Annotated in this window: 35 protein-coding genes; all 35 read right to left on the bottom strand. The window is 64.0% G+C overall.

The genetic code is table 11. The features are described from left to right. Positions 1-696 (bottom strand): HAD-IA family hydrolase, encoded by a 696-nt coding sequence (locus ACZL02_RS05260; RefSeq protein WP_472938135.1) that lies wholly within the window; start codon positions 694-696, stop codon positions 1-3. A gap of 1 nt (position 697) precedes the next feature. Beyond that, positions 698-1,684 (bottom strand): RluA family pseudouridine synthase, encoded by a 987-nt coding sequence (locus ACZL02_RS05255; RefSeq protein ID WP_472937547.1) that lies wholly within the window; start codon positions 1,682-1,684, stop codon positions 698-700. A 37-nt stretch (positions 1,685-1,721) separates the two neighbouring features. Next, positions 1,722-2,102, bottom strand: a complete 381-nt coding sequence (gene crcB, locus ACZL02_RS05250) for a fluoride efflux transporter CrcB (protein ID WP_472937546.1) — start codon at positions 2,100-2,102, stop codon at positions 1,722-1,724. Positions 2,103-2,405: 303 nt separating this feature from the next. Beyond that, complete coding sequence (locus ACZL02_RS05245) at positions 2,406-3,752, bottom strand: replication-associated recombination protein A (RefSeq protein WP_472937545.1); 1,347 nt, start codon at positions 3,750-3,752, stop codon at positions 2,406-2,408. Positions 3,753-3,773: 21 nt separating this feature from the next. Continuing rightward, on the bottom strand, positions 3,774-5,177 hold the full coding sequence (locus ACZL02_RS05240; RefSeq protein ID WP_472938134.1) for a DegQ family serine endoprotease: 1,404 nt from the start codon (positions 5,175-5,177) through the stop codon (positions 3,774-3,776). A gap of 223 nt (positions 5,178-5,400) precedes the next feature. Then, entirely contained in the window at positions 5,401-5,532 is a 132-nt protein-coding gene (locus ACZL02_RS05235; protein WP_472937544.1) for a hypothetical protein, read from the bottom strand. A gap of 281 nt (positions 5,533-5,813) precedes the next feature. Beyond that, positions 5,814-6,848 (bottom strand): NAD-dependent epimerase/dehydratase family protein, encoded by a 1,035-nt coding sequence (locus ACZL02_RS05230; protein WP_496258417.1) that lies wholly within the window; start codon positions 6,846-6,848, stop codon positions 5,814-5,816. A gap of 7 nt (positions 6,849-6,855) precedes the next feature. Continuing rightward, positions 6,856-7,437: a YqaA family protein gene (locus ACZL02_RS05225; protein ID WP_472937542.1), complete on the bottom strand. Its 582-nt coding sequence runs from the start codon at positions 7,435-7,437 to the stop codon at positions 6,856-6,858. A gap of 166 nt (positions 7,438-7,603) precedes the next feature. Continuing rightward, the gene (gene rplQ / locus ACZL02_RS05220) at positions 7,604-8,023 is read right to left on the bottom strand and encodes a 50S ribosomal protein L17 (protein WP_472937541.1); all 420 of its coding nucleotides are present in this window, start codon (positions 8,021-8,023) and stop codon (positions 7,604-7,606) included. A 184-nt stretch (positions 8,024-8,207) separates the two neighbouring features. Continuing rightward, on the bottom strand, positions 8,208-9,227 hold the full coding sequence (locus ACZL02_RS05215; RefSeq protein WP_472937540.1) for a DNA-directed RNA polymerase subunit alpha: 1,020 nt from the start codon (positions 9,225-9,227) through the stop codon (positions 8,208-8,210). A gap of 244 nt (positions 9,228-9,471) precedes the next feature. Then, positions 9,472-9,858 carry a 30S ribosomal protein S11 gene (gene rpsK, locus ACZL02_RS05210; protein WP_472933228.1) on the bottom strand — a complete coding sequence of 129 codons (387 nt, stop codon included), beginning with the start codon at positions 9,856-9,858 and terminating at the stop codon, positions 9,472-9,474. 91 nt (positions 9,859-9,949) lie between these two features. Next, complete coding sequence (gene rpsM, locus ACZL02_RS05205; RefSeq protein WP_472937539.1) at positions 9,950-10,318, bottom strand: 30S ribosomal protein S13; 369 nt, start codon at positions 10,316-10,318, stop codon at positions 9,950-9,952. 178 nt (positions 10,319-10,496) lie between these two features. Next, on the bottom strand, positions 10,497-11,141 hold the full coding sequence (locus ACZL02_RS05200) for an adenylate kinase (protein WP_472937538.1): 645 nt from the start codon (positions 11,139-11,141) through the stop codon (positions 10,497-10,499). After that, the gene (gene secY / locus ACZL02_RS05195; protein ID WP_472937537.1) at positions 11,138-12,481 is read right to left on the bottom strand and encodes a preprotein translocase subunit SecY; all 1,344 of its coding nucleotides are present in this window, start codon (positions 12,479-12,481) and stop codon (positions 11,138-11,140) included. The genes ACZL02_RS05200 and secY overlap by 4 nt, the downstream gene beginning before the upstream one ends. 160 nt (positions 12,482-12,641) lie before the next feature. Further along, positions 12,642-13,124 (bottom strand): 50S ribosomal protein L15, encoded by a 483-nt coding sequence (gene rplO, locus ACZL02_RS05190; protein WP_472937536.1) that lies wholly within the window; start codon positions 13,122-13,124, stop codon positions 12,642-12,644. A gap of 19 nt (positions 13,125-13,143) precedes the next feature. Next, the gene (gene rpmD / locus ACZL02_RS05185; RefSeq protein WP_472933222.1) at positions 13,144-13,347 is read right to left on the bottom strand and encodes a 50S ribosomal protein L30; all 204 of its coding nucleotides are present in this window, start codon (positions 13,345-13,347) and stop codon (positions 13,144-13,146) included. A gap of 51 nt (positions 13,348-13,398) precedes the next feature. After that, positions 13,399-13,959, bottom strand: a complete 561-nt coding sequence (gene rpsE, locus ACZL02_RS05180; protein WP_472933221.1) for a 30S ribosomal protein S5 — start codon at positions 13,957-13,959, stop codon at positions 13,399-13,401. A gap of 168 nt (positions 13,960-14,127) precedes the next feature. Then, positions 14,128-14,490 (bottom strand): 50S ribosomal protein L18, encoded by a 363-nt coding sequence (gene rplR, locus ACZL02_RS05175; RefSeq protein WP_472937535.1) that lies wholly within the window; start codon positions 14,488-14,490, stop codon positions 14,128-14,130. A 1-nt stretch (position 14,491) separates the two neighbouring features. Then, positions 14,492-15,025: a 50S ribosomal protein L6 gene (gene rplF, locus ACZL02_RS05170; RefSeq protein WP_472933217.1), complete on the bottom strand. Its 534-nt coding sequence runs from the start codon at positions 15,023-15,025 to the stop codon at positions 14,492-14,494. Between the two features lie 41 nt (positions 15,026-15,066). Continuing rightward, entirely contained in the window at positions 15,067-15,465 is a 399-nt protein-coding gene (gene rpsH, locus ACZL02_RS05165; RefSeq protein ID WP_472933215.1) for a 30S ribosomal protein S8, read from the bottom strand. Between the two features lie 12 nt (positions 15,466-15,477). Further along, positions 15,478-15,783 carry a 30S ribosomal protein S14 gene (rpsN, locus tag ACZL02_RS05160; protein WP_472933214.1) on the bottom strand — a complete coding sequence of 102 codons (306 nt, stop codon included), beginning with the start codon at positions 15,781-15,783 and terminating at the stop codon, positions 15,478-15,480. 25 nt (positions 15,784-15,808) lie between these two features. Then, positions 15,809-16,366 carry a 50S ribosomal protein L5 gene (rplE, locus tag ACZL02_RS05155; RefSeq protein WP_472933212.1) on the bottom strand — a complete coding sequence of 186 codons (558 nt, stop codon included), beginning with the start codon at positions 16,364-16,366 and terminating at the stop codon, positions 15,809-15,811. Continuing rightward, on the bottom strand, positions 16,359-16,682 hold the full coding sequence (rplX, locus tag ACZL02_RS05150; RefSeq protein WP_472937534.1) for a 50S ribosomal protein L24: 324 nt from the start codon (positions 16,680-16,682) through the stop codon (positions 16,359-16,361). The genes rplE and rplX overlap by 8 nt, the downstream gene beginning before the upstream one ends. Positions 16,683-16,694: 12 nt before the next feature. Then, entirely contained in the window at positions 16,695-17,063 is a 369-nt protein-coding gene (gene rplN, locus ACZL02_RS05145) for a 50S ribosomal protein L14 (RefSeq protein WP_472933210.1), read from the bottom strand. Between the two features lie 146 nt (positions 17,064-17,209). After that, entirely contained in the window at positions 17,210-17,455 is a 246-nt protein-coding gene (gene rpsQ / locus ACZL02_RS05140; RefSeq protein ID WP_472937533.1) for a 30S ribosomal protein S17, read from the bottom strand. 11 nt (positions 17,456-17,466) lie between these two features. After that, on the bottom strand, positions 17,467-17,667 hold the full coding sequence (rpmC, locus tag ACZL02_RS05135) for a 50S ribosomal protein L29 (protein WP_472933206.1): 201 nt from the start codon (positions 17,665-17,667) through the stop codon (positions 17,467-17,469). A gap of 11 nt (positions 17,668-17,678) precedes the next feature. Next, on the bottom strand, positions 17,679-18,092 hold the full coding sequence (gene rplP, locus ACZL02_RS05130; RefSeq protein WP_472933204.1) for a 50S ribosomal protein L16: 414 nt from the start codon (positions 18,090-18,092) through the stop codon (positions 17,679-17,681). Between the two features lie 25 nt (positions 18,093-18,117). Continuing rightward, a complete protein-coding gene (rpsC, locus tag ACZL02_RS05125) occupies positions 18,118-18,825 on the bottom strand; it encodes a 30S ribosomal protein S3 (RefSeq protein ID WP_472937532.1) in 708 nt (235 codons plus the stop codon). Further along, a complete protein-coding gene (gene rplV / locus ACZL02_RS05120) occupies positions 18,825-19,214 on the bottom strand; it encodes a 50S ribosomal protein L22 (protein ID WP_472933202.1) in 390 nt (129 codons plus the stop codon). The genes rpsC and rplV overlap by 1 nt, the downstream gene beginning before the upstream one ends. A 2-nt stretch (positions 19,215-19,216) precedes the next feature. Then, the gene (rpsS, locus tag ACZL02_RS05115) at positions 19,217-19,495 is read right to left on the bottom strand and encodes a 30S ribosomal protein S19 (protein WP_472933201.1); all 279 of its coding nucleotides are present in this window, start codon (positions 19,493-19,495) and stop codon (positions 19,217-19,219) included. 15 nt (positions 19,496-19,510) lie between these two features. Then, entirely contained in the window at positions 19,511-20,347 is an 837-nt protein-coding gene (gene rplB, locus ACZL02_RS05110; protein ID WP_472937531.1) for a 50S ribosomal protein L2, read from the bottom strand. Positions 20,348-20,369: 22 nt separating this feature from the next. Continuing rightward, positions 20,370-20,663, bottom strand: a complete 294-nt coding sequence (locus tag ACZL02_RS05105; RefSeq protein WP_472933198.1) for a 50S ribosomal protein L23 — start codon at positions 20,661-20,663, stop codon at positions 20,370-20,372. Then, the gene (gene rplD / locus ACZL02_RS05100; RefSeq protein WP_472937530.1) at positions 20,660-21,280 is read right to left on the bottom strand and encodes a 50S ribosomal protein L4; all 621 of its coding nucleotides are present in this window, start codon (positions 21,278-21,280) and stop codon (positions 20,660-20,662) included. The genes ACZL02_RS05105 and rplD overlap by 4 nt, the downstream gene beginning before the upstream one ends. Next, the gene (gene rplC, locus ACZL02_RS05095) at positions 21,280-22,002 is read right to left on the bottom strand and encodes a 50S ribosomal protein L3 (RefSeq protein ID WP_472937529.1); all 723 of its coding nucleotides are present in this window, start codon (positions 22,000-22,002) and stop codon (positions 21,280-21,282) included. The genes rplD and rplC overlap by 1 nt, the downstream gene beginning before the upstream one ends. A 25-nt stretch (positions 22,003-22,027) precedes the next feature. Continuing rightward, complete coding sequence (gene rpsJ / locus ACZL02_RS05090; RefSeq protein ID WP_007066362.1) at positions 22,028-22,336, bottom strand: 30S ribosomal protein S10; 309 nt, start codon at positions 22,334-22,336, stop codon at positions 22,028-22,030. Between the last annotated feature and the right edge of the window lie 168 nt (positions 22,337-22,504).

Raw genomic sequence — 22,504 nt, 5'->3', positions numbered from 1 at the left:
TCAGGCGTAGGCCGCCTGCTCGGGCGACCAGCGTCCGGCGATCCAGGCGTCGAGGAGCGCGGCGAGATCGGGCACATCGGCGGCGATGCGGGCGGCACCGGCATCCAGCAGCATTTCCGGCGAGGCAGCGCCCCAAGGCACGCCGATCGCCTCGGCGCCGGCGGCGAGCGCCATGCCGATATCGTGGATCGCATCGCCGACGACGATCGTCGCGGTCGGATCGACGCCGAGCTCGGCGCAGCACTCCAGCACCATCGCCGGATGCGGCTTGGACGGGCAGTCGTCGGCCGTGCGGATCGCCTGGAACATTCCTTCCAGCGCATGCGCCGACACCACCGCGTCGACACCCCGCCGGGTCTTGCCGGTAACGAGGCCGAGCCGGACATCCTGGCGGCGAACCAGGTCGTCCAGCATCGGCTTGATGCCGGCAAACAGCGCCTCGCGGAACGCCGGATCCTCGCGGGTGGCGCGGAAATTGGTGCGGTAGCTGGCGACCATTGCCTCGATCAGCGCCGGCGGCGCCGTTGGTGCGAGGTCCTGGATCGCCGTGTGCAGCGACAGGCCGATGATGGCGCGGGTCGCAGCATCCTCGGGGGCGGCGAGGCCATGCTCGAGGAAGGTCAGCCGCATTGCCTCGCAGATCAGGCCGAAACTGTCGGCGAGCGTACCGTCGCAGTCGAACAGGACGAGCTTCATCTCAGTCACCGGTCTCCGACTCGTCGAAGCCGAAGAGGTTGAAGGTCTGCACCATGTGCGGCGGCAAGGGCGCCATCTGCTCGATCAGCCCGCCATCCGGATGCGGGATGGCAATGCGGCGGGCATGGAGATGCAGGCGCTTCTGCACGCCGCCCGGATACTCCCAATTGGTGTCGTGCTCGAAGTATTTCGGGTCGCCGAGAATCGGAATGCCGATATGGGCGGCGTGGACGCGCAGCTGGTGGGTGCGGCCGGTATAGGGCTCGAACTCGACCCAGGCGAAATTCTGCGCCGCCTGGTCGACGACCCTGTAGTGCGTCAGCGCGTGGTCGGCGCCGCGATCGCCGTGCTTGGCGATCCGCATACGGTCGCCGTCGGGCGTCTCTTCCTTCACCAGATAGGTCGAGATCCGGCCTCCCTTTGGAACCGGCACGCCCTTGACGATCGCCCAGTAGGTCTTCTTGGTGTCGCGCTCGCGGAACATCTTGGTGAGGAACACCGCGGCACTCCGGGTGCGCGCGACGACGAGGACGCCGGAGGTGTCGCGGTCGAGACGGTGGACCAGCCGGGGCTTCTCGCCGCGCTTGTTGCGCCAGGCCTCCAGCATGTCGTCGACATGCCGGGCGATGCCCGAGCCGCCCTGCACGGCAAGGCCTGCAGGCTTGTTGAAGACGAGCACTTTCTCGTCCTCGTAGATCAGCATCTGGCGCAGGACGTCGTCGTCCTCGCGCCCTTTCATCAGGTTGGTCGTCAGCGGCGCGGTCTTCCCACGCGCGGCGTCCGCGCCGATCGGCGGGATGCGGACCATCTGGCCCGGCGCGATGCGCGTGTCCGACTTCACCCGGCCGCCGTCGACCCGGACCTGGCCCGAGCGCAGAAGCTTCTGCAGGTGCCCGAAACCGAGGCCGGGATAGTGCAGCTTGAACCAGCGGTCGAGGCGAAGCCCGGCTTCGTCCTCTTCGACCTTTATCTGTTCGACCACCGCCATGCGCATAACACCTTCTTCGTTCGCCCTGCAGATAGCATCAGGCGAAGTTTCGCGCGAGACCGAGACCGAGAAACAGCGCCGCAAGGCCGAGAATGAGCGTTACGGCGACGTAGACGAAGCTCGAAACCAGCTCGCCGCGCTCGAAGAGGACCGCCGTGTCGAGGGCGAAGGACGAGAAAGTCGTGAAACCGCCGAGGACGCCGGTGGCGATCAGCAGGCGCAGATCGGTCGATCCCCCGAAGCGACGCGCGAGGATCTCGATGAAGACGCCCATGACGAAAGCGCCGACGAGGTTGACGATCAGCGTGCCGTAGGGAAAGCCCGAACCGAAAAAGCGGAGGCTGGCCACGCCGACGAGGTGGCGGGCAACGGAGCCGACGGCACCGCCGACGGCAACGAGAAGGATTTGGCGCAGCATGGGATGGCTTTCGGGATTCCAGGCTGGCGAAGTTTAGCGCTTGATCGCGGGGCTGTCGAACGCGGGAGGATGTGGCGGAGTGGAATTGCGGACGACGCCTCAGCTTCGTCATCCTGGGCTTGCTTCCGCGGGCAGCGAGATTGCTGCCGACCCTTCAGCTTCGTCATCCCGGGCTTGACCTCTGCGAAACCAACGGTTTCGCTGAGGTCAAGTCCGGGATGACGAAGTTCGGAGGTTCCGGCTTTGTCTGGCTCGGCCTTGATCGACTCAAAAGCTACTCCGAATCGGCACCTGCCCCCAACCCTACGCCTCGCCCCGCTCCGCCCGGAGCCGCGCCCAGTGGTCCATGCGCTTCTTCAGCGTGGCCTCGAGGCCGCGCTCGACGGGGCGGTAGAAGCTCTGGCGGCCGAGTTCGGTGGGGAAGTAGTCCTGGCCGGAGAAGGCGTCAGGCTGGTCGTGGTCGTAGCGGTAGCCGGTGCCGTAGCCCTCGCCCTTCATCAGCTTGGTCGGGGCGTTGAGGATGTGCTTGGGCGGCAGCAGCGAGCCGTTTTCCTTGGCGGCGCGCATGGCGGCCTTGTAGGCGGTGTAGACGGCGTTGGATTTCGGCGCGGTGGCGAGATAGACGGTCGCCTGCGCCAGCGCCAGCTCGCCCTCCGGCGAGCCCAGATAGTCGTAGGCATCCTTGGCGGCGCTGGCGATGACCAGCGCCTGCGGATCGGCAAGGCCGATATCCTCCGAGGCCATGCGCACCAGGCGGCGGCCGAGATAGAGCGGGTCCTCGCCGGCATCGAGCATGCGGCAGAGGTAGTAGAGCGCCGCATCCGGATCCGAGCCGCGGACGGATTTGTGCAGCGCCGAGATCAGGTTGTAGTGGCCGTCCTGCCCCTTGTCGTAGACCGGAGCGCGGCGCTGGACGATGGTCTGCAGCTCGGTGGCATCGAACACCTCGCCCGGCCGGGCCGCACGCCAGACCTCCTCGGCGAGCGTCAGGATGGCGCGGCCATCGCCATCGGCGAGGCGCAGCAGAACTTCCCGTGCCGACGCGTCGAGCGGCAGTGCGCGGTCTTCGATCGCCTCGGCGCGGGCGACAAGCTGGGCGAGGCTGGCCGCATCGTGCGGGTGGAAGGTGAGGACCCGGGCGCGCGACAGCAGCGCGGCGTTGAGCTCGAAGGACGGGTTCTCCGTGGTCGCACCGACGAGGACGACGGTGCCGTCCTCCATCACCGGCAGGAAACTGTCCTGCTGGGCGCGGTTGAAGCGGTGGATCTCGTCGACAAAGAGAAGTGTCTGGCGCCCATTGGAGCGGCGCAGGCGCGCGGCCTCGAACACCTTCTTGAGGTCTGCGACACCCGAGAAGATCGCCGAAATCTGCTCGAAGGCGAAATCCACCTGCCCGGCGAGCAACCGCGCAACGGTGGTCTTGCCGGTGCCCGGCGGCCCCCAGAAGATCATCGAGCCCAGCGTGCCGGTCGCCAGCATGCGGGTCATGACGCCGGTCGGACCGGTCAGGTGTTCCTGGCCGACGACCTCGTCCAGCGTCTTCGGGCGGAGCCGGTCGGCGAGCGGTCGTGCGGGTTCCGGCATGCCCGGGCGGTCGGGGCGTGCCGCCTGCCCGTCCGGCTGCTTCACCGCCCCGAAGAGATCGCTCATGCCGCCTGCCCCAACCCTATGTTAGCGGACGACCTGCCGCAGTGTCTTGCCGTCACGCTCGATCTCGTACTTCCAGCCGCGGCGCGTGTTCTCCGCCATCGCCTCGAGCATCTTCGTCGAGGTGACGGCCTTGCCGTTCAGCGTCAGTATCACATCCTTCGGCTGCAGGCCGAAACGAGCGGCGAAGGAGCGCTCGGCCACCTCGGTCACGACTACGCCCTTCAGGGTGGGGGCGAGATCCAGCTCGTCGGCGACGCGCGGCGACAGGTTGGCAACCGTGGCGCCGGAGAACGGCGTCTCGCCTTCGAGGATCTTCACGTCGCGGGCGGGAAGCTCCGGCGCAACCTCGAGCGCCATCGAAAGCTCCTCCCGCTTGCCGGCGGAGAGAACGTCGAGCTTCACGCTCTTGCCGATGCCCGACGTCGCCAGGCGGTAGCCGAGCGCATCGGGATCGCCGATCGGGAAGCCGTCCATCGCCAGGACGACGTCGCCGGCCTTCAGTCCCGCCGCACCGGCAGGGCCGCTGCCGACGACGTCCTGCACCAGGGCGCCCGACGGCAGTTCCAGACCCAGCGCCTCGGCGACATCCGGGGTCACCGGCGTGAAGCTCGCGCCGATGAACGGCCGCTCGAACCGCCCGCCCTTCTTGGCGGCCTCGACGAAGACCCGCACCATGTTGGAGGGAATGGCGAAGCCGATGCCGTTGGAGCCGCCGGAACGCGAGAAGATGGCGGTGTTGACGCCCACCAGCTGGCCCCGCATGTCCATCAGCGCGCCGCCGGAATTGCCGGGATTGATCGCGGCATCGGTCTGGATGAAGTAGCCGAAATCCTTGACGCCGATATGCGTGCGCGCGAGCGCCGAGACGATGCCGTTGGTCACGGTCTGGCCGATGCCGAAGGGGTTGCCGATGGCGAGCACGAGGTCGCCGATGTCGAGCGCATCCGAATCGGCGATCGGCATGGCCGGAAACGGCTTGTCGCCGTCGATCTTGAGGACGGCGAGATCGGCCCGTTCGTCCCGCATCAGGATCTTCGACTGATATTCGCGGCCATCGCTCAGTGCCACCTTCACCTCGTCCGCGTCGGCGACCACGTGGTTGTTGGTGACGATTATGCCGGAAGCGTCGACGATGACGCCGGAGCCGAGCGAGGATTGGACGCGCGGGCGCTGCTGCGGCAGCTGGCGGCCGAAGAACTGCTCGAAGAAGGGATCATTGGCGAAGGGCGAGCGCTGGGGCACGACCTCCCGCGCCGCGTAGACGTTGACCACCGCGGGCGCGCCGGCCTTCACCAGGGGCGCGAAGGACAGCTTGATCTCGGACGGGCTGGCGGGGACGGCGGTCGCCGCGGTCAGCGGCTTGACCGGCACGGGCGTCGCCGGCGGCGCGGTGTTTTGGGCGACCTCGGTCGAGCCCGACAGCAGCCCGCCAAGCCAACCGTCGCTCGAGGCGGCGGTGGCAACGGGAACGGCGATCACCAGGGACGCTGCACTTATCAGAAGAAGCTTTTTCACGGGCTCAGCTCTCATTGTCCGACGTCGGACACCGACATCGCCTTCAGACCCGGATACGCCATGCCATTGCAACGAAAAAGGGGCCGCGATGCGACCCCTCTTTTAAGCATAGTATCAGATGGCGATAATTAGACTAGCGCGCCGACGCGGTCTGCGAAATCGTCGCTGCCGAAGCCGGGGTCGGAAGATCGGCGGTCGCATAGCTTGCGGTCAGCACGCCAAACGCGCCGATGGCGCCGAGAAGGGTCAGAAGAGTGCGGCGCATGGACAGTTCGCTCGTTTTGAGTTCGGTGGCAACATCTTGCATTTGAATCATTTAATCCGCGTAAACCGGCCACATTTCGGGGCGTTCCGTCCGATTGTCGACATGAAAATGCCATGCCCTATCTTTGGTTGCAGACAATTCAAAATTTAGATGCGTCCTGGTCGAGCGGGGATATCGCACACCGCCGCCCCGCCGGCTGTACCAGCGCTGCAACAGTCTGCAAACGACGGGATGCGTGGCAGCGAGGGCACAGTTTCACCTGTCCGCTCACCTCGATCCGATCAGGCGAGCTTCTGCTCGACGAGGGACGCGGCGGTTGTCGCGATCGCCTCCTCCGGGTTGCGAAAAGTCAGGCCGAGAACGCGCTCCGCGGCCTCTGTCACCAGCACTTTGGCGGCCCCGAGTTCGGGTACGATCTGCCGCGCCGGCGGCATCACGAGAGCGGCTGCGCGCACGAGGCCATCCGGCAGAACGCCGCGTGGCAGCTTCCAGCGATAGCTGGGGAAAACCTGCGCGAGGGCCTCGCCGATCTCCCACAACGACCGTGAACCGCCGGAGACGATGAACCGCCTGCCCGCGGCTTCCTCGACGGTCATCGCCCGGAAGTGCGCCTCGGCGACGTCGCGGGCGTCGACGAGCCCGAGGGAGACGTTCGGCACCAGCGGCAGGCGTCCCCGCAGCATCATCCGGATCAGCGAGGTGGACGTCGTGACCTCCGGCCCGAGCAGTGGCCCGAGGACCACGGAAGGATTGATCACCGCGAGTTCCAGGGCCGTTCCCCCGATGCGCGACCAGGCCGCTTGCTCGGCCAGCGTCTTCGACAGCGCGTAGGCGGAGGTGAGCGGCGAGTCGGTGTCGGTGACGTCCGCCTCGGTGAACCGCCGTCCCGCCTGGTCCGGATGACCATAATAGATCGCGGCGACCGACGAGGTCAGGACGAGCCGCTCGACGCCCGCCCGGATGGCCGCATCGACCACCCGGAGCGTGCCGTCGCGGGCCGCGGGCACCAGCGCGAACCGGTCGCGCGGGAGGCGCGCCGGAAACGGCGAGGCGGTGTGCAGGACGAAACGGCAGCCGGTCATCGCCGCCCCCCAGCCGGCTTCGGCGAGCAGGTCGAGTTCGGCAAATTCGAGGCGCGATGCGTCTGCCCCCTGCTCCGCCAGCATCTGCCGGAGCCGCTCGGCCTTCGCGGCAGATCGCACGGTGGCGCGAACCGCGTATCCCGCCGCCAGCAGCCTCAGAAGAATGTGCTGGGCAACGAAGCCAGATGCCCCCGTCAGGAGGACGCGGTCTGCCGTCATGCGGGTGTCCGTCATCATCAGATCAAGCGAAATAGACGAAGGCCGCAAAGCCGAGGACGATGACGGCAAGGAACGCCAGCGTGATGCGTTCGAGGTGCTTCTCGATGAACAGGCGCGCCGCCTCGCCCTTCCACCGCAGCAGGCCGGCGATCAGGAAGAACCGCGCGCCCCGGGTGATCGTGCAGAGGATGACGAAGGGCAGCAGCGGATAGGCCGCGAGACCCGACGCGATGGTCACCAGCTTGAACGGGATCGGCGTCAGCCCCTTCAGCAGGATGATCTCCGCCCCGTAGTCGGCGTAGAGCGTGCGGAAATGGTCGGCCTGGGCCTGCAGATGGTAGAACTCGATGATGCGATGGCCGATCGTGTCGTAGAACACCGAGCCGAGCGCGTAGCCGAGAAGCCCGCCGAGCACGCTGCCGAGCGTGCAGATGAACGCGAAGAGCCAGGCACGGCGCGGGTTCGCCATCACCATCGGCACCAGCATCGCATCGGGCGGAATCGGGAAGAACGAGCTCTCGGCAAAGCTCACGCCGAACAGCACCGACAGCGCGTGCCGGTGGTTGGCCATCCGCATGGCCCAGTCGTACATCTTGCGAATCATGCGGACACCTTGCGGGTCGTGCGGACATCCGGCGGCACCCGCAGGGCTCCCTGCATCGGCGCGAGCGATGGCCGCGGGGTCGGCTGGCCAGCGCTAAACCGGCCAGAAGCTGATACGAAAAAGGGCCCCGAAAGGGCCCTTCATCATGGTCTGGAAAGCGAAGCGATTACGCCTCGGCAGCCGCATCGGCTTCGACGCGGTCGCGGTCGATCTGGCCGCGGGCTTCCGGGTTACGGTCGACGAACTCGATGACGGCCATCGGGGCGTTGTCGCCGCGGCGGAAACCGGCCTTCAGAACGCGGCAGTAACCGCCCTGGCGCTCGGCGTAACGCGGCGCGAGGGTGTCGAACAGCTTCTTGATGCAGGTCTCGTCGCGAACCTTGGAGATCGCCTGGCGACGGGCATGGAGGTCGCCGCGCTTGCCGAGGGTGATCATCTTTTCCATGATCGGGCGAAGATCCTTCGCCTTCGGCAAGGTGGTGACGATCTGCTCGTGCAGGATCAGCGAGGCCACCATGTTGGCGAACATCGCCTTGCGGTGTTCGGCGGTACGATTGAGTTTACGGCCGCGGCTTCCGTGACGCATGAGTGTATTCCTTCGAAAGGGCCGGCATATTCACCGGGGGACGGCATCCTCGCATCCACGCCTACTGGCGATGTGCATGTGCCTTTGAATGATTGGGCAGTCTGGTCGTTGGCAGTCTGTCAGAACCCGCCTCCCAAGGCGGGGTATGCAATCCCGCCGTCCGGAGACGGCGGGAGAGAAGGTCCTAGTACTGGTCTTCGTAGCGCTTGGCCAGATCGTCGATGTTCTCCGGCGGCCAGGCACTGACTTCCATGCCGAGGTGCAGGCCCATCGAGGCCAGCACTTCCTTGATCTCGTTCAGCGACTTGCGGCCGAAGTTCGGAGTGCGGAGCATTTCCGCCTCGGTCTTCTGGATGAGGTCGCCGATGTAGACGATGTTGTCGTTCTTCAGGCAGTTCGCCGAACGAACCGACAGCTCGAGCTCGTCGACCTTCTTGAGAAGCGCCGGGTTGAAGGCGAGCTCAGCGATGTGCTCCTCGGCACCGCGGGTCTCGCGCTGCGGCTCCTCGAAGTTCACGAAGATCGAAAGCTGATCCTGCAGGATGCGGGCGGCATAGGCGACCGAATCCTCACCGGTGATCGAGCCATCGGTCTCGATCTGCATGGTGAGCTTGTCCTTGTTGAGGTCCTGGCCCTCGCGGGTCGCCTCGACCTTGTAGGACACCTTCTTGACCGGCGAGAACAACGAGTCGACCGGGATGAGGCCGATCGGCGCGTCTTCGGCGCGGTTCTGGTCGGCCGGGACGTAGCCCTTGCCGGTGTTGACGGTGAACTCGATACGGATCTCGGCGCCCTCGTCGAGGGTGCAGAGCTCATGCTCGGGGTTCAGGATCTCGATGTCGCCGACGGTCTGGATGTCGCCGGCGCGAACGATGCCCGGGCCGGACTTGCGCAGCACCATCCGCTTCGGGCCTTCGCCCTGCATGCCGATGGCGATTTCCTTGACGTTGAGGACGATGTCGGTGACGTCTTCGCGGACGCCCGGGATCGACGAGAACTCGTGCAGGACGCCGTCGATCTGGATCGCGGTGACGGCCGCGCCCTGGAGCGAGGAGAGAAGCACGCGGCGCAGGGCATTGCCGAGCGTCAGGCCGAAGCCGCGCTCCAAAGGCTCCGCGGTCAGCGAGGCCTTCGTGCGGCTGCCGCCGCTCTTGAAAACGACCTGGTTGGGCTTGGTGAGATTCTGCCAGTTGCTGGAAATCATGGCATTCGCCTTTCAGTTACCTCGCCACCATCCAATCGTGGCGATAGATCTGATCGAAGAGAGCGGCGCCCTCTCCGGAGGGCCGAGAAGATCCGGAAATCGGTTGACCCCAACCGAACACCGGATCCTCTGGATATGAAGCGGTCTGTCGCGCGACATCCCTCTGTGAGGAAGCGGCGCGCCCCGTCGCGACAAAGCCGCCCCTCCTGAGAGGGACGGCAGAGCACGACGAACCGTTGAGGCCTTAGACGCGCCGACGCTTGCGCGGGCGGACGCCGTTGTGCGGGATCGGCGTCACGTCACGGATCGAAGTGATCGTGAAGCCGGCAGCCTGCAGCGCGCGCAGCGCCGACTCACGACCCGAACCCGGACCGGCGACCTCGACTTCCAACGTACGCATGCCATGCTCCTGCGCCTTCTTGGCGGCATCCTCGGCAGCGATCTGGGCAGCGAACGGGGTCGACTTACGCGAACCCTTGAAGCCCTGCGCGCCAGCGGACGACCAGGCAATCGTGTTGCCCTGGGCATCGGTGATGGTGATCAGCGTGTTGTTGAAGGTCGACTGCACGTGGGCGACGCCCGACGAGATGTTCTTGCGCTCGCGGCGGCGAATGCGCTGTTCCTTGGCCATATCGGTACTTTCCTGAGATCTCTACACCGCCGTAATACCAGCGGCTCCACCAACGACGCGCCAAAAAGCGCGCCGTGCTTGGTCGGGTTGATTATTTCTTCTTGCCGGCGATGGCCTTGGCAGGCCCCTTACGGGTGCGGGCATTGGTGTGGGTGCGCTGGCCGCGGACCGGAAGGCCACGACGATGACGCAGGCCGCGGTAGCAGCCGAGGTCCATCAGACGCTTGATGTTCATCGAGGTCTCGCGGCGAAGATCACCCTCGACCTGGTAGTCCCGGTCGATCATCTCGCGGATCTGAAGGACTTCGCCGTCGGTCAGGTCGTTGACCCGACGCTCGGGACCAAGACCAACCTTCTCGACGATTTCCTTCGCGAAGGTCGGACCGATGCCGTGGATGTACTGAAGCGCGATGATCACGCGCTTGTTGGTCGGAATGTTAACGCCAGCGATACGGGCCAAGTCCGTATTCTCCTTGTATGGGGGGCTCCAACGCCCTTGTCAGTCAAGGAACAGAAGCCGGTAAGCGAATGCGACCGGCACCGTGCTCCCAAGGGAAGCCCACGCCGATCGCAAAGTCTATCGCGAATAGGCGCGGGATATAACGGAGAAAGCTATCTCAAGTCAACCGAGTCGGCTTTCAGGTAATGATGGCGGCAATGTCTTCCGTAACCTCGTCGATCGCCTTCATGCCGTCGACGAAACTGAGGATGCCCTTGCAGTGGTAGTAGCCGACCAGGGGTGAAGTCTCCCGGTAGTAGGCCCGCAGCCGAACCCGCATGGTATCGGCGTTGTCGTCGGCGCGACGCTTGAAGTTCGAATGGCCGCAGGTGTCGCAGACGCCTTCGACTTTCGGCTTCTTGTCGGTGTCGTGGTAAACGGCCCCGCAATTGCCGCAGGTGAAGCGGCCGGAAACACGGTGGACGAGGATTTCGTCATCCACCCGCATCTCGATCACGTGGTCGAGCTCCATGCCCTTCTGCTTCAGCATGTCCTGGGTCGAATCAGCCTGCTGCAGTGTGCGCGGGTAACCGTCCAGGATGAAGCCGTTCGCACAGTCGGGCTGTTCGACCCGCTCGGCGATGATGGCGTTGACAATCTCGTCGGAGACGAGACCACCCGAGGCCATCGCGGCTTTCGCCTTCAGGCCGACTTCCGTCTCCGCTGCCACCGCCGCCCGCAGCATGTCCCCGGTGGACAGCTGCGGAATGCCGTATTTCTCGATCAGCCGATGGGCTTGCGTGCCCTTCCCCGCCCCTGGGGGCCCAAGCAGTATCAGCCTCATCTTGCTCCTCGTTTCCCCCCACGAAGCTTCGCCTTCTTGACGAGACCTTCGTACTGATGCGCCAGCAGATGACCTTGCACCTGTGCGACCGTATCCATCGTCACGCTGACCACGATCAGCAGCGACGTACCACCCAGATAGAACGGCACGCCAGCCGCCGATATGAGGAATTCGGGCAATAGACAGATGATGATGAGGTAGATAGCGCCGATCACCGTGATCCGGGTGAGGACGTAGTCGATGTAGTCAGCGGTCCGGTCGCCCGGACGGATGCCCGGCATGAAGCCGCCGTGCTTCTTCAGATTGTCGGCGGTCTCCTTCGGATTGAAGACGACGGCCGTGTAGAAGAAGGCGAAGAAGCCGATCATGCCCGCATAGAGCAGCATGTAGAGCGGCTTGCCGTGGCCGAGCGAGGCGATGATCGCGGTCGCCCAGCCCGGAAGCTCGCTGGTGTTGGCGAAGTTCGCCACGGTCACCGGTAGCAGCAGCAGCGAGGACGCGAAGATCGGCGGAATGACGCCGGCGGTGTTCAGCTTGAGCGGCAGGTGCGAGGTGTCGCCTTGGAACATCCGGTTGCCGACCTGGCGCTTCGGATACTGGATCAGCAAGCGGCGCTGGGCACGCTCGAAGAACACGATGCCGGCGATGCAGGCGATGGCCACGATGATAACGAGCAGGATGATGCCAGTCGACAAGGCGCCGGTGCGGCCGAGCTCGAGGAGATTGGCAATCGCGCTCGGAAGGTTGGCGACGATGCCGGCGAAGATGATCAGCGAGATGCCGTTGCCGATGCCTCGGGCGGTGATCTGCTCGCCGAGCCACATCAGAAACATCGTGCCGCCAGTCAGCGTCAGAACGGTCGAGATCCGGAAGAAGGTGCCGGGATCGGAGACGATGTTGGTGGATGATTCGAGGCCGGCAGCGATGCCGTAAGCCTGCACCAGCGCCAGCAGCACGGTGCCGTAGCGGGTGTACTGGTTGATGACCTTGCGGCCCTGCTCGCCTTCCTTCTTCAACGTCTCCAGCGCCGGGACGACCGAGGTCATCAGCTGGATGATGATGGAGGCGGAGATGTAAGGCATGATGCCGAGGGCGAAGATCGCCATGCGACCGACGGCACCGCCGGCAAACATGTTGAACAGGCCGAGAATGCCGGTCGACTGCTGCTTGAAGGCCTGGGCCAACGCTTCGGGATTGATCCCGGGCAGCGGGATGTAGGTCCCGAGTCGGTACACGAGCAAAGCACCCAGCGTGAACCAGATGCGTTTCTTGAGGTCACCGGCCTTGGAAAAGGCCGAGAAGTTTAGATTGGCGGCAAGTTGTTCCGCAGCCGATGCCATCTTGTGGATATCTCCGGATCGCCTCTGGGGGTACGGAAGGACTGCCCCCTCCCCCGAGGGACCACGAGATAAGCGGCAGGGGCATCGCAATCAAGCGAAAGGCTGAGCCCTCCGCAAAAAGCTGAAAGGCGGAAGGATGACCTTCCGCCTTAAAACTGGATCAGGCTTCGGCTTCAGCCGCTGCAACGACCGGGAGGTCGATCGAACCACCAGCCTTCTCGATCTTCTCGACGGCTCCCTTGGAAGCGCCGGCGACCGAGATCGCGACCTTCGAGGTCAGCTCGCCGCCGCCCAGGATACGGACGCCGTCCTGCGTGCGGTTGACGATGCCGGCAATCTTCAGCGCCGCCATGTCGATGGTCTTCGTCGCGTCAAGCTTGCCGGCGTCGATGGCGGCCTGGATGCGGCCGACCGAAACGACGGTAAACTTCTTCGAGAAGATGTTGACGAAGCCGCGCTTGGGCAGGCGGCGGTAGAGCGGCATCTGGCCACCCTCGAAGCCGTTGATGGCAACGCCCGACCGGGACTTCTGTCCCTTGACGCCGCGACCACCGGTCTTGCCCGAGCCGGAGCCGATACCACGACCAACGCGCTTGCGCTGATGGGTGGCGCCGGCCACATCGGAAATCTCGTTCAGTTTCATCGAAATGTGCTCCTCGGGATCAGGCCTCGTCCACAACGCGGACGAGGTGGCTGACCTTGGCAATCATGCCACGAACCGAGGCGGTGTCCTCGAGCGTGCGGCGACGGTGCATCTTGTTGAGGCCAAGACCGACCAGCGTCTGGCGCTGTTCGACCGGGCGGCGGGTCGGGCTGCCGATCTGTTCGACCGTGACAGTCTTGCCCGTGGAATTCGTATCGGCCATCGATAGGCTCCTTCGTTCAAGGCGCAGGCCGCTCAGCGACCTGCCCTGTCATCAATCTTCAGCGCCAACGAGATCGCGGCGACGGGCCTGCAGCGTGGAGTACTTGATACCCCGACGCGACGCGACGTCCTTCGGATGCATCGAACCCTTGAGCGCATCGAACGTCGCGCGCACCATGTTGTAGGGGTTCGACGAACCGAGCGACTTGGCGACGACGTCATGCATGCCGACAGCCTCGAACACGGCGCGCATCGGACCACCGGCGATGATGCCGGTACCCGCTTCGGCCGAACGAAGGTAGACCTTGCCGGCGCCGTGGCGGCCAGCGATGTCGTGGTGCAACGTGCGACCATCGCGCAGCGGCACGAAGATCAGGTCGCGCTTGGCAGCTTCAGTTGCCTTGCGAATGGCCTCAGGCACTTCGCGGGCCTTGCCGTGGCCGAAGCCGACGCGGCCCTTGAGGTCGCCGACGACGACGAGCGCGGCGAAGCCGAAGCGACGTCCACCCTTCACCACCTTGGCGACGCGGTTGATATGCACGAGCTTGTCAACGAAACCGTCGTCCCGCTCGTTGCGATCGTTGCGATTGTTACGATCGTCTCTTGGCGCCATGATCCTATCCTTATTCTTTTCCGGAGGCGTCCAGGGTATCGGCCGGCTCTTTGAGCCTGACCAGTTCGAAACAGCATGCGGTCATGCCGCGGGCAGATTATACCCGACATGCGAAGAGCGACCGTCGCCCTCCGCAAAGAGGACGACAGTCGCCCTCGCCGACCGATGCTAGAAGTTCAGCCCGCCTTCGCGAGCCGACTCCGCCAGGGCCTTGATGCGGCCGTGGTAGATGAAGGAGCCGCGATCAAAGACGACGTCGGTGACGCCAGCTTCCTTCGCGCGCTCGGCAACCAGCTTGCCGACGGCCGCAGCAGCGTCCGTGTCGGCACCGGTCTTCAAGCCCTTGCGCAGATCGACGTCGAGGGTCGACGCGGACGCGAGCGTACGACCAGCGACGTCGTCGATGACCTGGGCATAGATGTTCTTTGAAGAACGGTGAACCGACAGACGCGGACGTCCGTTGGCGACCTTCTTCAGCGAGCGGCGGACGCGCGCAGCGCGAAGCCGGAGGGATTCTTTCTGAGTAGCCATCCTACTTCTTCTTGCCTTCCTTGCGGACGATCTTTTCGCCAGCGTACTTCACGCCCTTGCCCTTGTAGGGCTCGGGACCGCGGTATTCGCGGATTTCCGCGGCAACCTGGCCGACGCGCTGCTTGTCGATACCGTTGATCACGATCTCGGTCGGCTTCGGCACGGTGATCTGGATGCCTTCCGGCACCGGATAGAGCACATCGTGACTAAAGCCAAGTGCCAGCTGCAGGTTCTTGCCCTGCAGCGAGGCGCGGTAACCAACGCCGTTGATCTCAAGCTTCTTTTCGAAGCCGCCCTTCACGCCGACCAGGATGTTCCCGATCATCGTGCGGGACATGCCCCACTTCGAGCGCGCAGTCTTGGTCTGGTCACGGGGCTCGACGGCAATCGCGCCGTTCTCCATCTTGACCAGGACCTCGTCGTTGACGACGAAAACGAGTTCGCCCTTCGTGCCCTTAGCAGTCACCGTCTGGCCGTCGACCGACGCGGTGACGCCCTCAGGGATGGAAATGGGCTTCTTACCAATACGAGACATCTTAGAACCTGTCCGTTTCTACGCGTTGAGTTCCTGCAGCGTCAGACGACGCGGCAGAGGATCTCGCCGCCGACGTTCTGCTCGCGAGCATTGTGATCGGCCATGACACCCTTCGGCGTCGACAGCACGGAGATGCCGAGGCCGTTGGCGATGTGCGGGATCGTCTTCGCCGAAACGTAGACGCGACGGCCAGGCTTCGACACGCGGGCGATCTCGCGGATAACCGGAGCGCCCTCGTAGTACTTCAGCTCGATCTCGAACTCGGACTTGCCGTTCTCGAAAGCGGTCTCGGTGTAGCCGCGGATGTAGCCCTCGTCCTTCAGGACGTCGAGCACGCGGCCACGCAGCTTGGAAGCCGGGGTGGAGCAGGAGGACTTGTTCCGCATGATGGCATTGCGGATGCGGGTCAGCATATCGCCGAGGGGATCTGACAAAGACATGATGACTACTCCTTACCAGCTCGACTTCACGATACCGGGAATCTGGCCGTTATTGCCAAGGTCCCGGAGCGCGATACGCGACATTTTCAGCTTGCGGTAATAGGCGCGCGGGCGGCCCGTCACTTCGCAACGGTTGCGGATGCGTACCTTCGAGCCGTTGCGCGGCAATTCGGCGAGTTCCAGCTGGGCGCGGAAACGCGCTTCCATCGTGGCGCTCTGATCCTTGGTGACGACCTTGAGGGCGGCACGCTTGGCGGCGAACTTCTTCACCAGTTCCTGGCGATGCTTGTTCTTCTCGATCGAGCTTTTCTTGGCCATATCTTTGTCCTTTGCTCGTATGCCGTTACTGGCGGAACGGGAAGTTGAACGCCTTGAGCAGCGCGCGGGCTTCGTCGTCGGTCTTCGCCGTCGTGCAAACGATGATGTCCATGCCCCACATCTGATCGACCTTGTCGTAGTTGATCTCGGGGAAGACGATGTGTTCCTTGACGCCCATGGCAAAGTTGCCGCGGCCATCGAAGCTCTTCGGGTTCAGGCCACGGAAATCGCGGACCCGGGGAAGCGCGATCTGGATCAGACGGTCGAGGAACTCGTACATCTTGTCCTGGCGCAAGGTCACCTTGGCGCCAATCGGCATGCCTTCGCGAACCTTGAAACCGGCGATCGAGGTGCGGGCCTTGGTGATGACCGGCTTCTGGCCGGCGATCATCGCGAGGTCCTCAGCCGCAACGGCTGGCTTCTTCGAATCAGCGGTCGCCTCACCGACGCCCATGTTAATCACGATCTTGTCCAGACGCGGGATCATCATCTCGTTGGCGTAGGAGAACTGCTCCTGAAGCGCCTTGCGGATCTCCGAGCGGTAGACCTGCTTCATGCGTGGAATGTACTGGGTCTCAGACATCGATCTGTTCTCCCGACCGCTTAGCGACCCGAACCTTCTTGGCGTTCTCGCCCTCGCCGACGATCTTGAAGCCGACGCGGGTCGGCTTGCCGTCCTTCGGGTCGGCAACAGACAGGTTCGACAGGTGGATCGAGGCTTCCTTGGAAATAATGCCGGCTTCCTGGCTCGCGGACTGGCGGGTATGGCGCTTGACCATGTTGATCCCGCGCACGACGGCGCGATCGTCCTTCGGCATGACTTTCAGCACTTCACCGGCACGGCCCTTGTCCTTGCCGGCCAGCACGACGACCTTGTCGCCCTTTTTGATCTTTTGCATGGGTCCGGTTCCTTACAGCACTTCAGGCGCCAGCGAGATGATCTTCATGTGGTTCTTGCCACGAAGCTCGCGGGGGACCGGTCCGAAGATACGCGTGCCGACCGGCTCTTTCTTGTTATCGATCAGAACGGCAGCGTTCCGGTCGAACCGGATCACCGAGCCGTCGGCGCGACGGATATCCTTGGCAGTACGCACCACCACGGCTTTCATCACGTCGCCCTTCTTGACACGGCCGCGCGGGATGGCTTCCTTGATCGAGACGACGATGATGTCGCCGACCGAGGCATACTTCCGCTTCGAGCCGCCAAGCACTTTGATGCACATGACACGACGAGCGCCCGAGTTGTCGGCCACGTCGAGGTTTGTTTGCATCTGAATCATGTCAGGCCGCCTTCAAACTCTGAGAACGCGGCCGCCCGGCGATGCCGGAAGATCGAACCGTGTTCAATTCTAAAACAGGAGCGTCCCACAAGGAGACGCCCGGTGTCCGGGTCGGCGGAAGCTACCGCGTGACCCGGATCTGTCCATCAGCTGGAGACTGCTTCGCCGTGAAGCACGATCCAGGTCTTGTCCTTCGAGATCGGCCGGGTCTCCTCGATGGAGACGACATCGCCGACCTTGCACTGGTTGTTCTCGTCGTGAGCCTTGTACTTCTTCGAGCGCCGCACCGTCTTCTTGAACAGCGGGTGCGTGAAGCGACGCTCGACGAGGACGACAACCGTCTTCTCATTCTTGTCGGAGACCACTGTCCCCTGCAAAACGCGTTTGGGCATAGTGTTCTACCTCAGGCCTTTGCCTCGACCGCCTTCTGGCGGGCGATGGTCTTGATGCGCGCGATATCGCGACGCACCTGGCGTACGCGGGCGGTGTTCTCGACCTGCCCGGTGGCCGCCTGGAAGCGCAGGTTGAACTGCTCTTTCTTCAGCTTGCCGAGAGCATCCGTCAGCTCATCGGGGGTCTTGGTGGTGATGTCGGAGGCTTTCACTTAACCTCTCCTTATTCGGCGATGCGCTGGACGAAGCGCGTTCTGATCGGCAGCTTTGCGGCACCGAGACGCATGGCCTCGCGAGCAAGCTCCTCCGATACTCCATCGATCTCGAAAATGATACGGCCGGGATGCACCCGGGCGGCCCAATATTCGACGGAGCCCTTACCCTTGCCCATGCGGACTTCGGTAGGCTTGGCGGTGACCGGCACATCCGGGAAGATCCGGATCCAGACGCGGCCCTGGCGCTTCATCTGACGGGTGATCGCGCGGCGGGCCGCTTCGATCTGGCGGGCGGTAACCCGCTCGGGCTCGACAGCCTTCAGGCCGAACGTGCCGTAATCAAGGTTCGTCCCACCCTTGGCGGTGCCGTGAATGCGTCCCTTGAACGCCTTCCGGTACTTCGTGCGCTTTGGCTGCAGCATCTATTCTACTCCGAAACCCTTCCGATCAGGCGTGTTCGCGGCGACGATTGCCACCACCCGACTGATCACCCTCGACGGCCCGGCGTTCGGAAGCCATCGGATCATGCTCCAGGATCTCGCCCTTGAAGATCCAGACCTTCACGCCACAGACGCCGTAGGCGGTGTGGGCTTCGGCCGTGCCGTAATCGATATCGGCACGCAGCGTGTGCAACGGAACCCGGCCCTCGCGGTACCATTCCATGCGCGCGATTTCCGCGCCGCCAAGACGACCACCGCAATTGATGCGGATGCCTTCAGCGCCTAGACGCATGGCCGACTGAACCGCCCGCTTCATCGCCCGGCGGAACGCCACGCGGCGCTCAAGCTGCTGCGTGATCGACTGAGCGACCAGGGTCGCATCGGTCTCGGGCTTGCGCACTTCAACGATGTTGATGTGCGTCTCGGCCTTGGTCATCGTGCCGAGCTTCTTGCGAAGCTTCTCGATGTCCGCACCCTTCTTGCCGATGACGATGCCCGGACGTGCCGAGTGGATCGTAATACGGCACTTCTTGTGCGGGCGCTCGATGACGATCTTGGAGACCGCCGCCTGCTTCAGCTCATCGAGAAGGTACTTGCGGATCGCAAGGTCCTCGTGGAGCAGGATGCCGTACTCGCCGGTGTTGGCGTACCAACGGCTGTCCCAGGTCTGATTGATGCCGAGCCGGAAACCGGTCGGATTGATTTTCTGACCCATCAGGCGGCCTCCTCGGTTTCCGCGACTTCGCGAACGACGATCGTCAGATGCGAAAACGGCTTCTCGACACGGCTGGCGCGACCACGACCACGAGCGTGGAAACGCTTCATGGTGATCGACTTGCCGACATAGGCCTCGGAGACGACGAGAGCGTCGACATCGAGGTCGTGGTTGTTCTCGGCGTTGGCGATGGCGCTCTGCAGCGTCTTCAGCACCGTCTCGGAGATCCGCTTGCGCGAGAAGGTCAGGTCGGCGAGTGCCGACGAAACCTTCTTGCCACGGATCATCGCAGCGACGAGGTTAAGCTTCTGCGGGCTGACGCGGATCGTGCGGGCGACAGCGCGCGCCTCGTTATCCTTCAGCTGGCGTTCCAGCTTCGGCTTGCCCATCGTTACTTCCTCTTCGACTTCTTGTCGGCGCCGTGCCCGTAATAGGTGCGGGTCGGAGAAAACTCACCAAACTTATGGCCGATCATGTCCTCGTTGACATTGACCGGAATATGCTTGTTGCCGTTGTAGACGCCGAAGGTGAGACCGACGAACTGCGGCAGGATCGTGGAACGACGGCTCCAGATCTTGATCACTTCGTTGCGGCCACCCTCGCGGACCTTCTCGGCTTTCTTGAGAAGGTAGCCATCGACGAACGGACCCTTCCAGACGGAACGTGTCATGAAGAAATCCCCTTCTTACTTCTTGCGCTGGTGGCGCGAGCGCATGATGAACTTGTCGGTCGACTTGTTCTGACGCGTCCGCTTGCCCTTCGTCGGCTGACCCCACGGCGAAACCGGGTGACGGCCGCCGGAGGTGCGGCCTTCGCCGCCGCCGTGCGGATGGTCGACCGGGTTCATCGCGACACCGCGAACGTGCGGGCGCTTGCCGAGCCAGCGGTTACGACCGGCCTTGCCAAGATTGATGTTGCCGTGATCGGCATTCGAGACCGCACCGACCGTGGCGAAGCACGAGCCCGACACCAGGCGCTGTTCGCCCGAGTTGAGCCGCAGGATCGCCATGCCGGCATCGCGGCCGACCAGCTGGGCATAGGTGCCGGCGGAGCGGGCGATCTGGCCACCCTTCTCCGGCTTCATCTCCACGTTGTGGATGATGGTGCCGACCGGCATGGCCGACAGCGGCATCGCATTGCCCGGCTTGACGTCGATGCCGGACAGACCGGAAACGACCTTGTCGCCAGCTGCCAGACGCTGCGGCGCCAGGATGTAGGCCAGCTCGCCGTCCTCGTAGCGGATCAGCGCGATGAAGGCGGTGCGGTTCGGATCGTATTCCAGCCGCTCGACCGTACCGATCGCGTCGAACTTGCGACGCTTGAAGTCGATCAGACGGTAGGTCCGCTTGTGACCGCCGCCCTGAAAGCGGACGGTGATGCGGCCGGTGTTGTTGCGGCCGCCCTTCTTGGAAAGACCTTCGGTCAACTGCTTGACCGGCTTGCCCTTCCAGAGGCCCGAACGGTCGACGAGCACGAGCTGGCGTGTGCTCGGCGTCACCGGATTGTAATTTTTCAATGCCATGACTTAAATCCCAAGCTCGGCTTCAGAGTCCGGTCGACACGTCGATCGACTGGCCTTCGGCAAGCGTCACGATGGCCTTCTTCTGATCGCTCTGGCGACCGGCGCGACCACGGAAGCGCTTCGTCTTGCCCTTGCGGTTCAGCGTGTTCACCGCGGTGACCGTGACGCCGAAGAGATACTCAACGGCGGCCTTGATCTGCGGCTTCGTCGCCGTGTTCGGTACGTTGAAGACGACTTGGTTGTACTCGGACACCATGGTCGACTTCTCGGTGATCACCGGGCTGGTGATCACGTCGTAGTGGCGAAGGTCGCTCATTTGAACCGCTCCTCCAGGGCTTCGACAGCCGCCTTGGACAGGACCAGGGTATGCCGGCGCAGGATGTCGTAGACGTTGATGCCCTGGATCGGCAGCACGTCGATGTTCGGGATGTTACGGGCCGAGCGAGAGAAGTTCTCGTTCAGCTCGGCGCCGCCGATGAACAGCGCATTGGTGAGGCCGAGGCCTGCGATGGTCGAAACCATCTGCTTGGTCTTGGCGTCCGACGCGGTCAGATCGTCGATGACGATGATCGAGTCGGTCTTGAACTTGGCCGAGAGGGCGTGGCGCAGCGCGAGCTGACGAACCTTCTTCGGCAGGTCATGGGCGTGGCTCCGCTGCTGCGGGCCGTGCGCCTTGCCACCACCGCGGAACTGCGGCGCACGCGCCGAGCCGTGACGGGCACGACCGGTGCCCTTCTGCTTGTAGAGCTTGGCGCCGGTACGGGCGATCTCGGCGCGGCCGAGGGTCGAGTGGCTGCCCTGCTGGCGCTTGGCCAGCTGCCAGCGAACCATGCGCTGCAGGATGTCCTCGCGCGGCTCCAGGCCGTAGATGGCCTCGGCGAGCGAAAGCGTTCCCGCATCCTTGCCGTCGAGAGATTTGACCGTGATGTCCATTATTCAGCTCCCTCGGACGCTGCCGCGACTTCAGAGCCGCTGTTTGCAACTGCGCGAAGACCAGCCGGCTTCGGAGCATTCTCCGGCAGCGCGATCTTCATCGCGTCGCGGATGTAGATCCAGCCGCCCTTGGAACCCGGAACCGCGCCGCGGATCAGGATCAGGCCCTTGTCGGCGTCCGTGCGGACGACTTCGAGGTTCTGCGTGGTCACGCGGGTATCACCCATGTGGCCGGCCATCTTCTTGCCCTTGAACACCTTGCCGGGGTCCTGGCGCTGGCCGGTCGAACCGTGCGAACGGTGCGAGACCGAGTTACCGTGGGTCGCGCGGCCACCACCAAAGTTGTGGCGCTTCATGACACCCTGGAAGCCCTTGCCGACCGAGGTACCCGTCACATCGACCTTCTGGCCGGGGACGAAATGCTCGGCCGTGATCTCGGCACCGAGTTCAATCATGTTGTCGGCAGAGACGCGAAACTCAGCGAGCTTCTTCTTCGGCTCGACCGAGACCTGCGCGAACACGCCGCGCATGGACTTCGAGGTTCTCGAGACCTTGGCAACCCCGGCGCCGAGCTGCACGGCGGTGTAGCCGTGCTTGTCCTCGGTCCGCTGGGCGATAACCTGGAGGTTCTCCACGCGGAGAACGGTAACCGGTACATGCTCTCCGGCGTCGTTGTAGACGCGGGTCATGCCGAGCTTCTGTGCAATCACACCTGAACGCATGGGCGTTATCCTTCCCGTGCTCTTATCAGAGCTTGATCTCGACATCGACGCCGGCGGCGAGGTCGAGCTTCATGAGCGCATCGACCGTCTGAGGCGTCGGGTCGACGATGTCGAGGAGCCGCTTGTGGGTGCGCATTTCGAACTGCTCACGCGACTTCTTGTCGATGTGGGGCGAGCGGTTCACCGTAAACTTTTCAATTCGCGTCGGCAGCGGAATGGGTCCGCGCACGTTCGCACCGGTACGCTTCGCGGTCGACACGATCTCGCGCGTCGAAGCGTCGAGAACCCGATGATCGAACGCCTTGAGGCGAATGCGGATATTCTGGCCGTTCATGGAATTGGTCCTCTCGTCGGAGATTTGCCGGGTCGCCGGCAATCATCCGAGCGCTTGTCAGTCTTCAGCCGCTTCAAACGGAACGCCGAACTCCGGCGCGCCAACCGCCCTTGCGGGCCAGGACCTGCCCGCTCCCACCGGGAACGGGCAGACCCCACTCAGATTTCA

The sequence above is a fragment of the Mesocryomonas fontinalis genome (assembly GCF_055730125.2).
The sequence above is the reverse complement of the archived record's forward strand: the minus strand, read 5'-3'. Positions and strand labels throughout refer to the sequence as shown.

Bases quoted from the DNA above. Each gene is read 5' to 3' on its own strand.
- rpsE (WP_472933221.1), bottom strand. From the start codon at position 13,959: ATGGCGCCAAGAGACGATCGTAACAATCGCAACGATCGCAACGAGCGG.
- rpsS (WP_472933201.1), bottom strand. From the start codon at position 19,495: ATGACACGTTCCGTCTGGAAGGGTCCGTTCGTCGATGGCTACCTTCTC.
- secY (WP_472937537.1), bottom strand. From the start codon at position 12,481: ATGGCATCGGCTGCGGAACAACTTGCCGCCAATCTAAACTTCTCGGCC.
- rplX (WP_472937534.1), bottom strand. From the start codon at position 16,682: ATGCAAAAGATCAAAAAGGGCGACAAGGTCGTCGTGCTGGCCGGCAAG.
- rplV (WP_472933202.1), bottom strand. From the start codon at position 19,214: ATGGGCAAGCCGAAGCTGGAACGCCAGCTGAAGGATAACGAGGCGCGC.
- rplN (WP_472933210.1), bottom strand. From the start codon at position 17,063: ATGATTCAGATGCAAACAAACCTCGACGTGGCCGACAACTCGGGCGCT.
- rplQ (WP_472937541.1), bottom strand. From the start codon at position 8,023: ATGCGTCACGGAAGCCGCGGCCGTAAACTCAATCGTACCGCCGAACAC.
- ACZL02_RS05200 (WP_472937538.1), bottom strand. From the start codon at position 11,141: ATGAGGCTGATACTGCTTGGGCCCCCAGGGGCGGGGAAGGGCACGCAA.
- rplF (WP_472933217.1), bottom strand. From the start codon at position 15,025: ATGTCTCGTATTGGTAAGAAGCCCATTTCCATCCCTGAGGGCGTCACC.
- crcB (WP_472937546.1), bottom strand. From the start codon at position 2,102: ATGCTGCGCCAAATCCTTCTCGTTGCCGTCGGCGGTGCCGTCGGCTCC.
- rplP (WP_472933204.1), bottom strand. From the start codon at position 18,092: ATGCTGCAGCCAAAGCGCACGAAGTACCGGAAGGCGTTCAAGGGACGC.
- ACZL02_RS05260 (WP_472938135.1), bottom strand. From the start codon at position 696: ATGAAGCTCGTCCTGTTCGACTGCGACGGTACGCTCGCCGACAGTTTC.
- rplC (WP_472937529.1), bottom strand. From the start codon at position 22,002: ATGCGTTCAGGTGTGATTGCACAGAAGCTCGGCATGACCCGCGTCTAC.
- ACZL02_RS05105 (WP_472933198.1), bottom strand. From the start codon at position 20,663: ATGAGCGACCTTCGCCACTACGACGTGATCACCAGCCCGGTGATCACC.
- rpsH (WP_472933215.1), bottom strand. From the start codon at position 15,465: ATGTCTTTGTCAGATCCCCTCGGCGATATGCTGACCCGCATCCGCAAT.
- ACZL02_RS05245 (WP_472937545.1), bottom strand. From the start codon at position 3,752: ATGAGCGATCTCTTCGGGGCGGTGAAGCAGCCGGACGGGCAGGCGGCA.
- rpsQ (WP_472937533.1), bottom strand. From the start codon at position 17,455: ATGCCCAAACGCGTTTTGCAGGGGACAGTGGTCTCCGACAAGAATGAG.
- rpsJ (WP_007066362.1), bottom strand. From the start codon at position 22,336: ATGAACGGCCAGAATATCCGCATTCGCCTCAAGGCGTTCGATCATCGG.
- ACZL02_RS05235 (WP_472937544.1), bottom strand. From the start codon at position 5,532: ATGCGCCGCACTCTTCTGACCCTTCTCGGCGCCATCGGCGCGTTTGGC.
- ACZL02_RS05215 (WP_472937540.1), bottom strand. From the start codon at position 9,227: ATGATTTCCAGCAACTGGCAGAATCTCACCAAGCCCAACCAGGTCGTT.
- ACZL02_RS05255 (WP_472937547.1), bottom strand. From the start codon at position 1,684: ATGGCGGTGGTCGAACAGATAAAGGTCGAAGAGGACGAAGCCGGGCTT.
- rplB (WP_472937531.1), bottom strand. From the start codon at position 20,347: ATGGCATTGAAAAATTACAATCCGGTGACGCCGAGCACACGCCAGCTC.
- rpsN (WP_472933214.1), bottom strand. From the start codon at position 15,783: ATGGCCAAGAAAAGCTCGATCGAGAAGAACAAGCATCGCCAGGAACTG.
- ACZL02_RS05225 (WP_472937542.1), bottom strand. From the start codon at position 7,437: ATGATTCGCAAGATGTACGACTGGGCCATGCGGATGGCCAACCACCGG.
- rpsK (WP_472933228.1), bottom strand. From the start codon at position 9,858: ATGGCCAAGGAACAGCGCATTCGCCGCCGCGAGCGCAAGAACATCTCG.
- rpmD (WP_472933222.1), bottom strand. From the start codon at position 13,347: ATGGCCGATACGAATTCCACGGGCAAGACTGTCACGGTCGAACAGATC.
- rplE (WP_472933212.1), bottom strand. From the start codon at position 16,366: ATGTCTGAGACCCAGTACATTCCACGCATGAAGCAGGTCTACCGCTCG.
- rplD (WP_472937530.1), bottom strand. From the start codon at position 21,280: ATGGACATCACGGTCAAATCTCTCGACGGCAAGGATGCGGGAACGCTT.
- rplR (WP_472937535.1), bottom strand. From the start codon at position 14,490: ATGGCTACTCAGAAAGAATCCCTCCGGCTTCGCGCTGCGCGCGTCCGC.
- ACZL02_RS05230 (WP_496258417.1), bottom strand. From the start codon at position 6,848: ATGACGGACACCCGCATGACGGCAGACCGCGTCCTCCTGACGGGGGCA.
- rplO (WP_472937536.1), bottom strand. From the start codon at position 13,124: ATGAAACTGAACGAGATTTCCGATGTGGCCGGCGCCACCCATCAGCGC.
- rpsC (WP_472937532.1), bottom strand. From the start codon at position 18,825: ATGGGTCAGAAAATCAATCCGACCGGTTTCCGGCTCGGCATCAATCAG.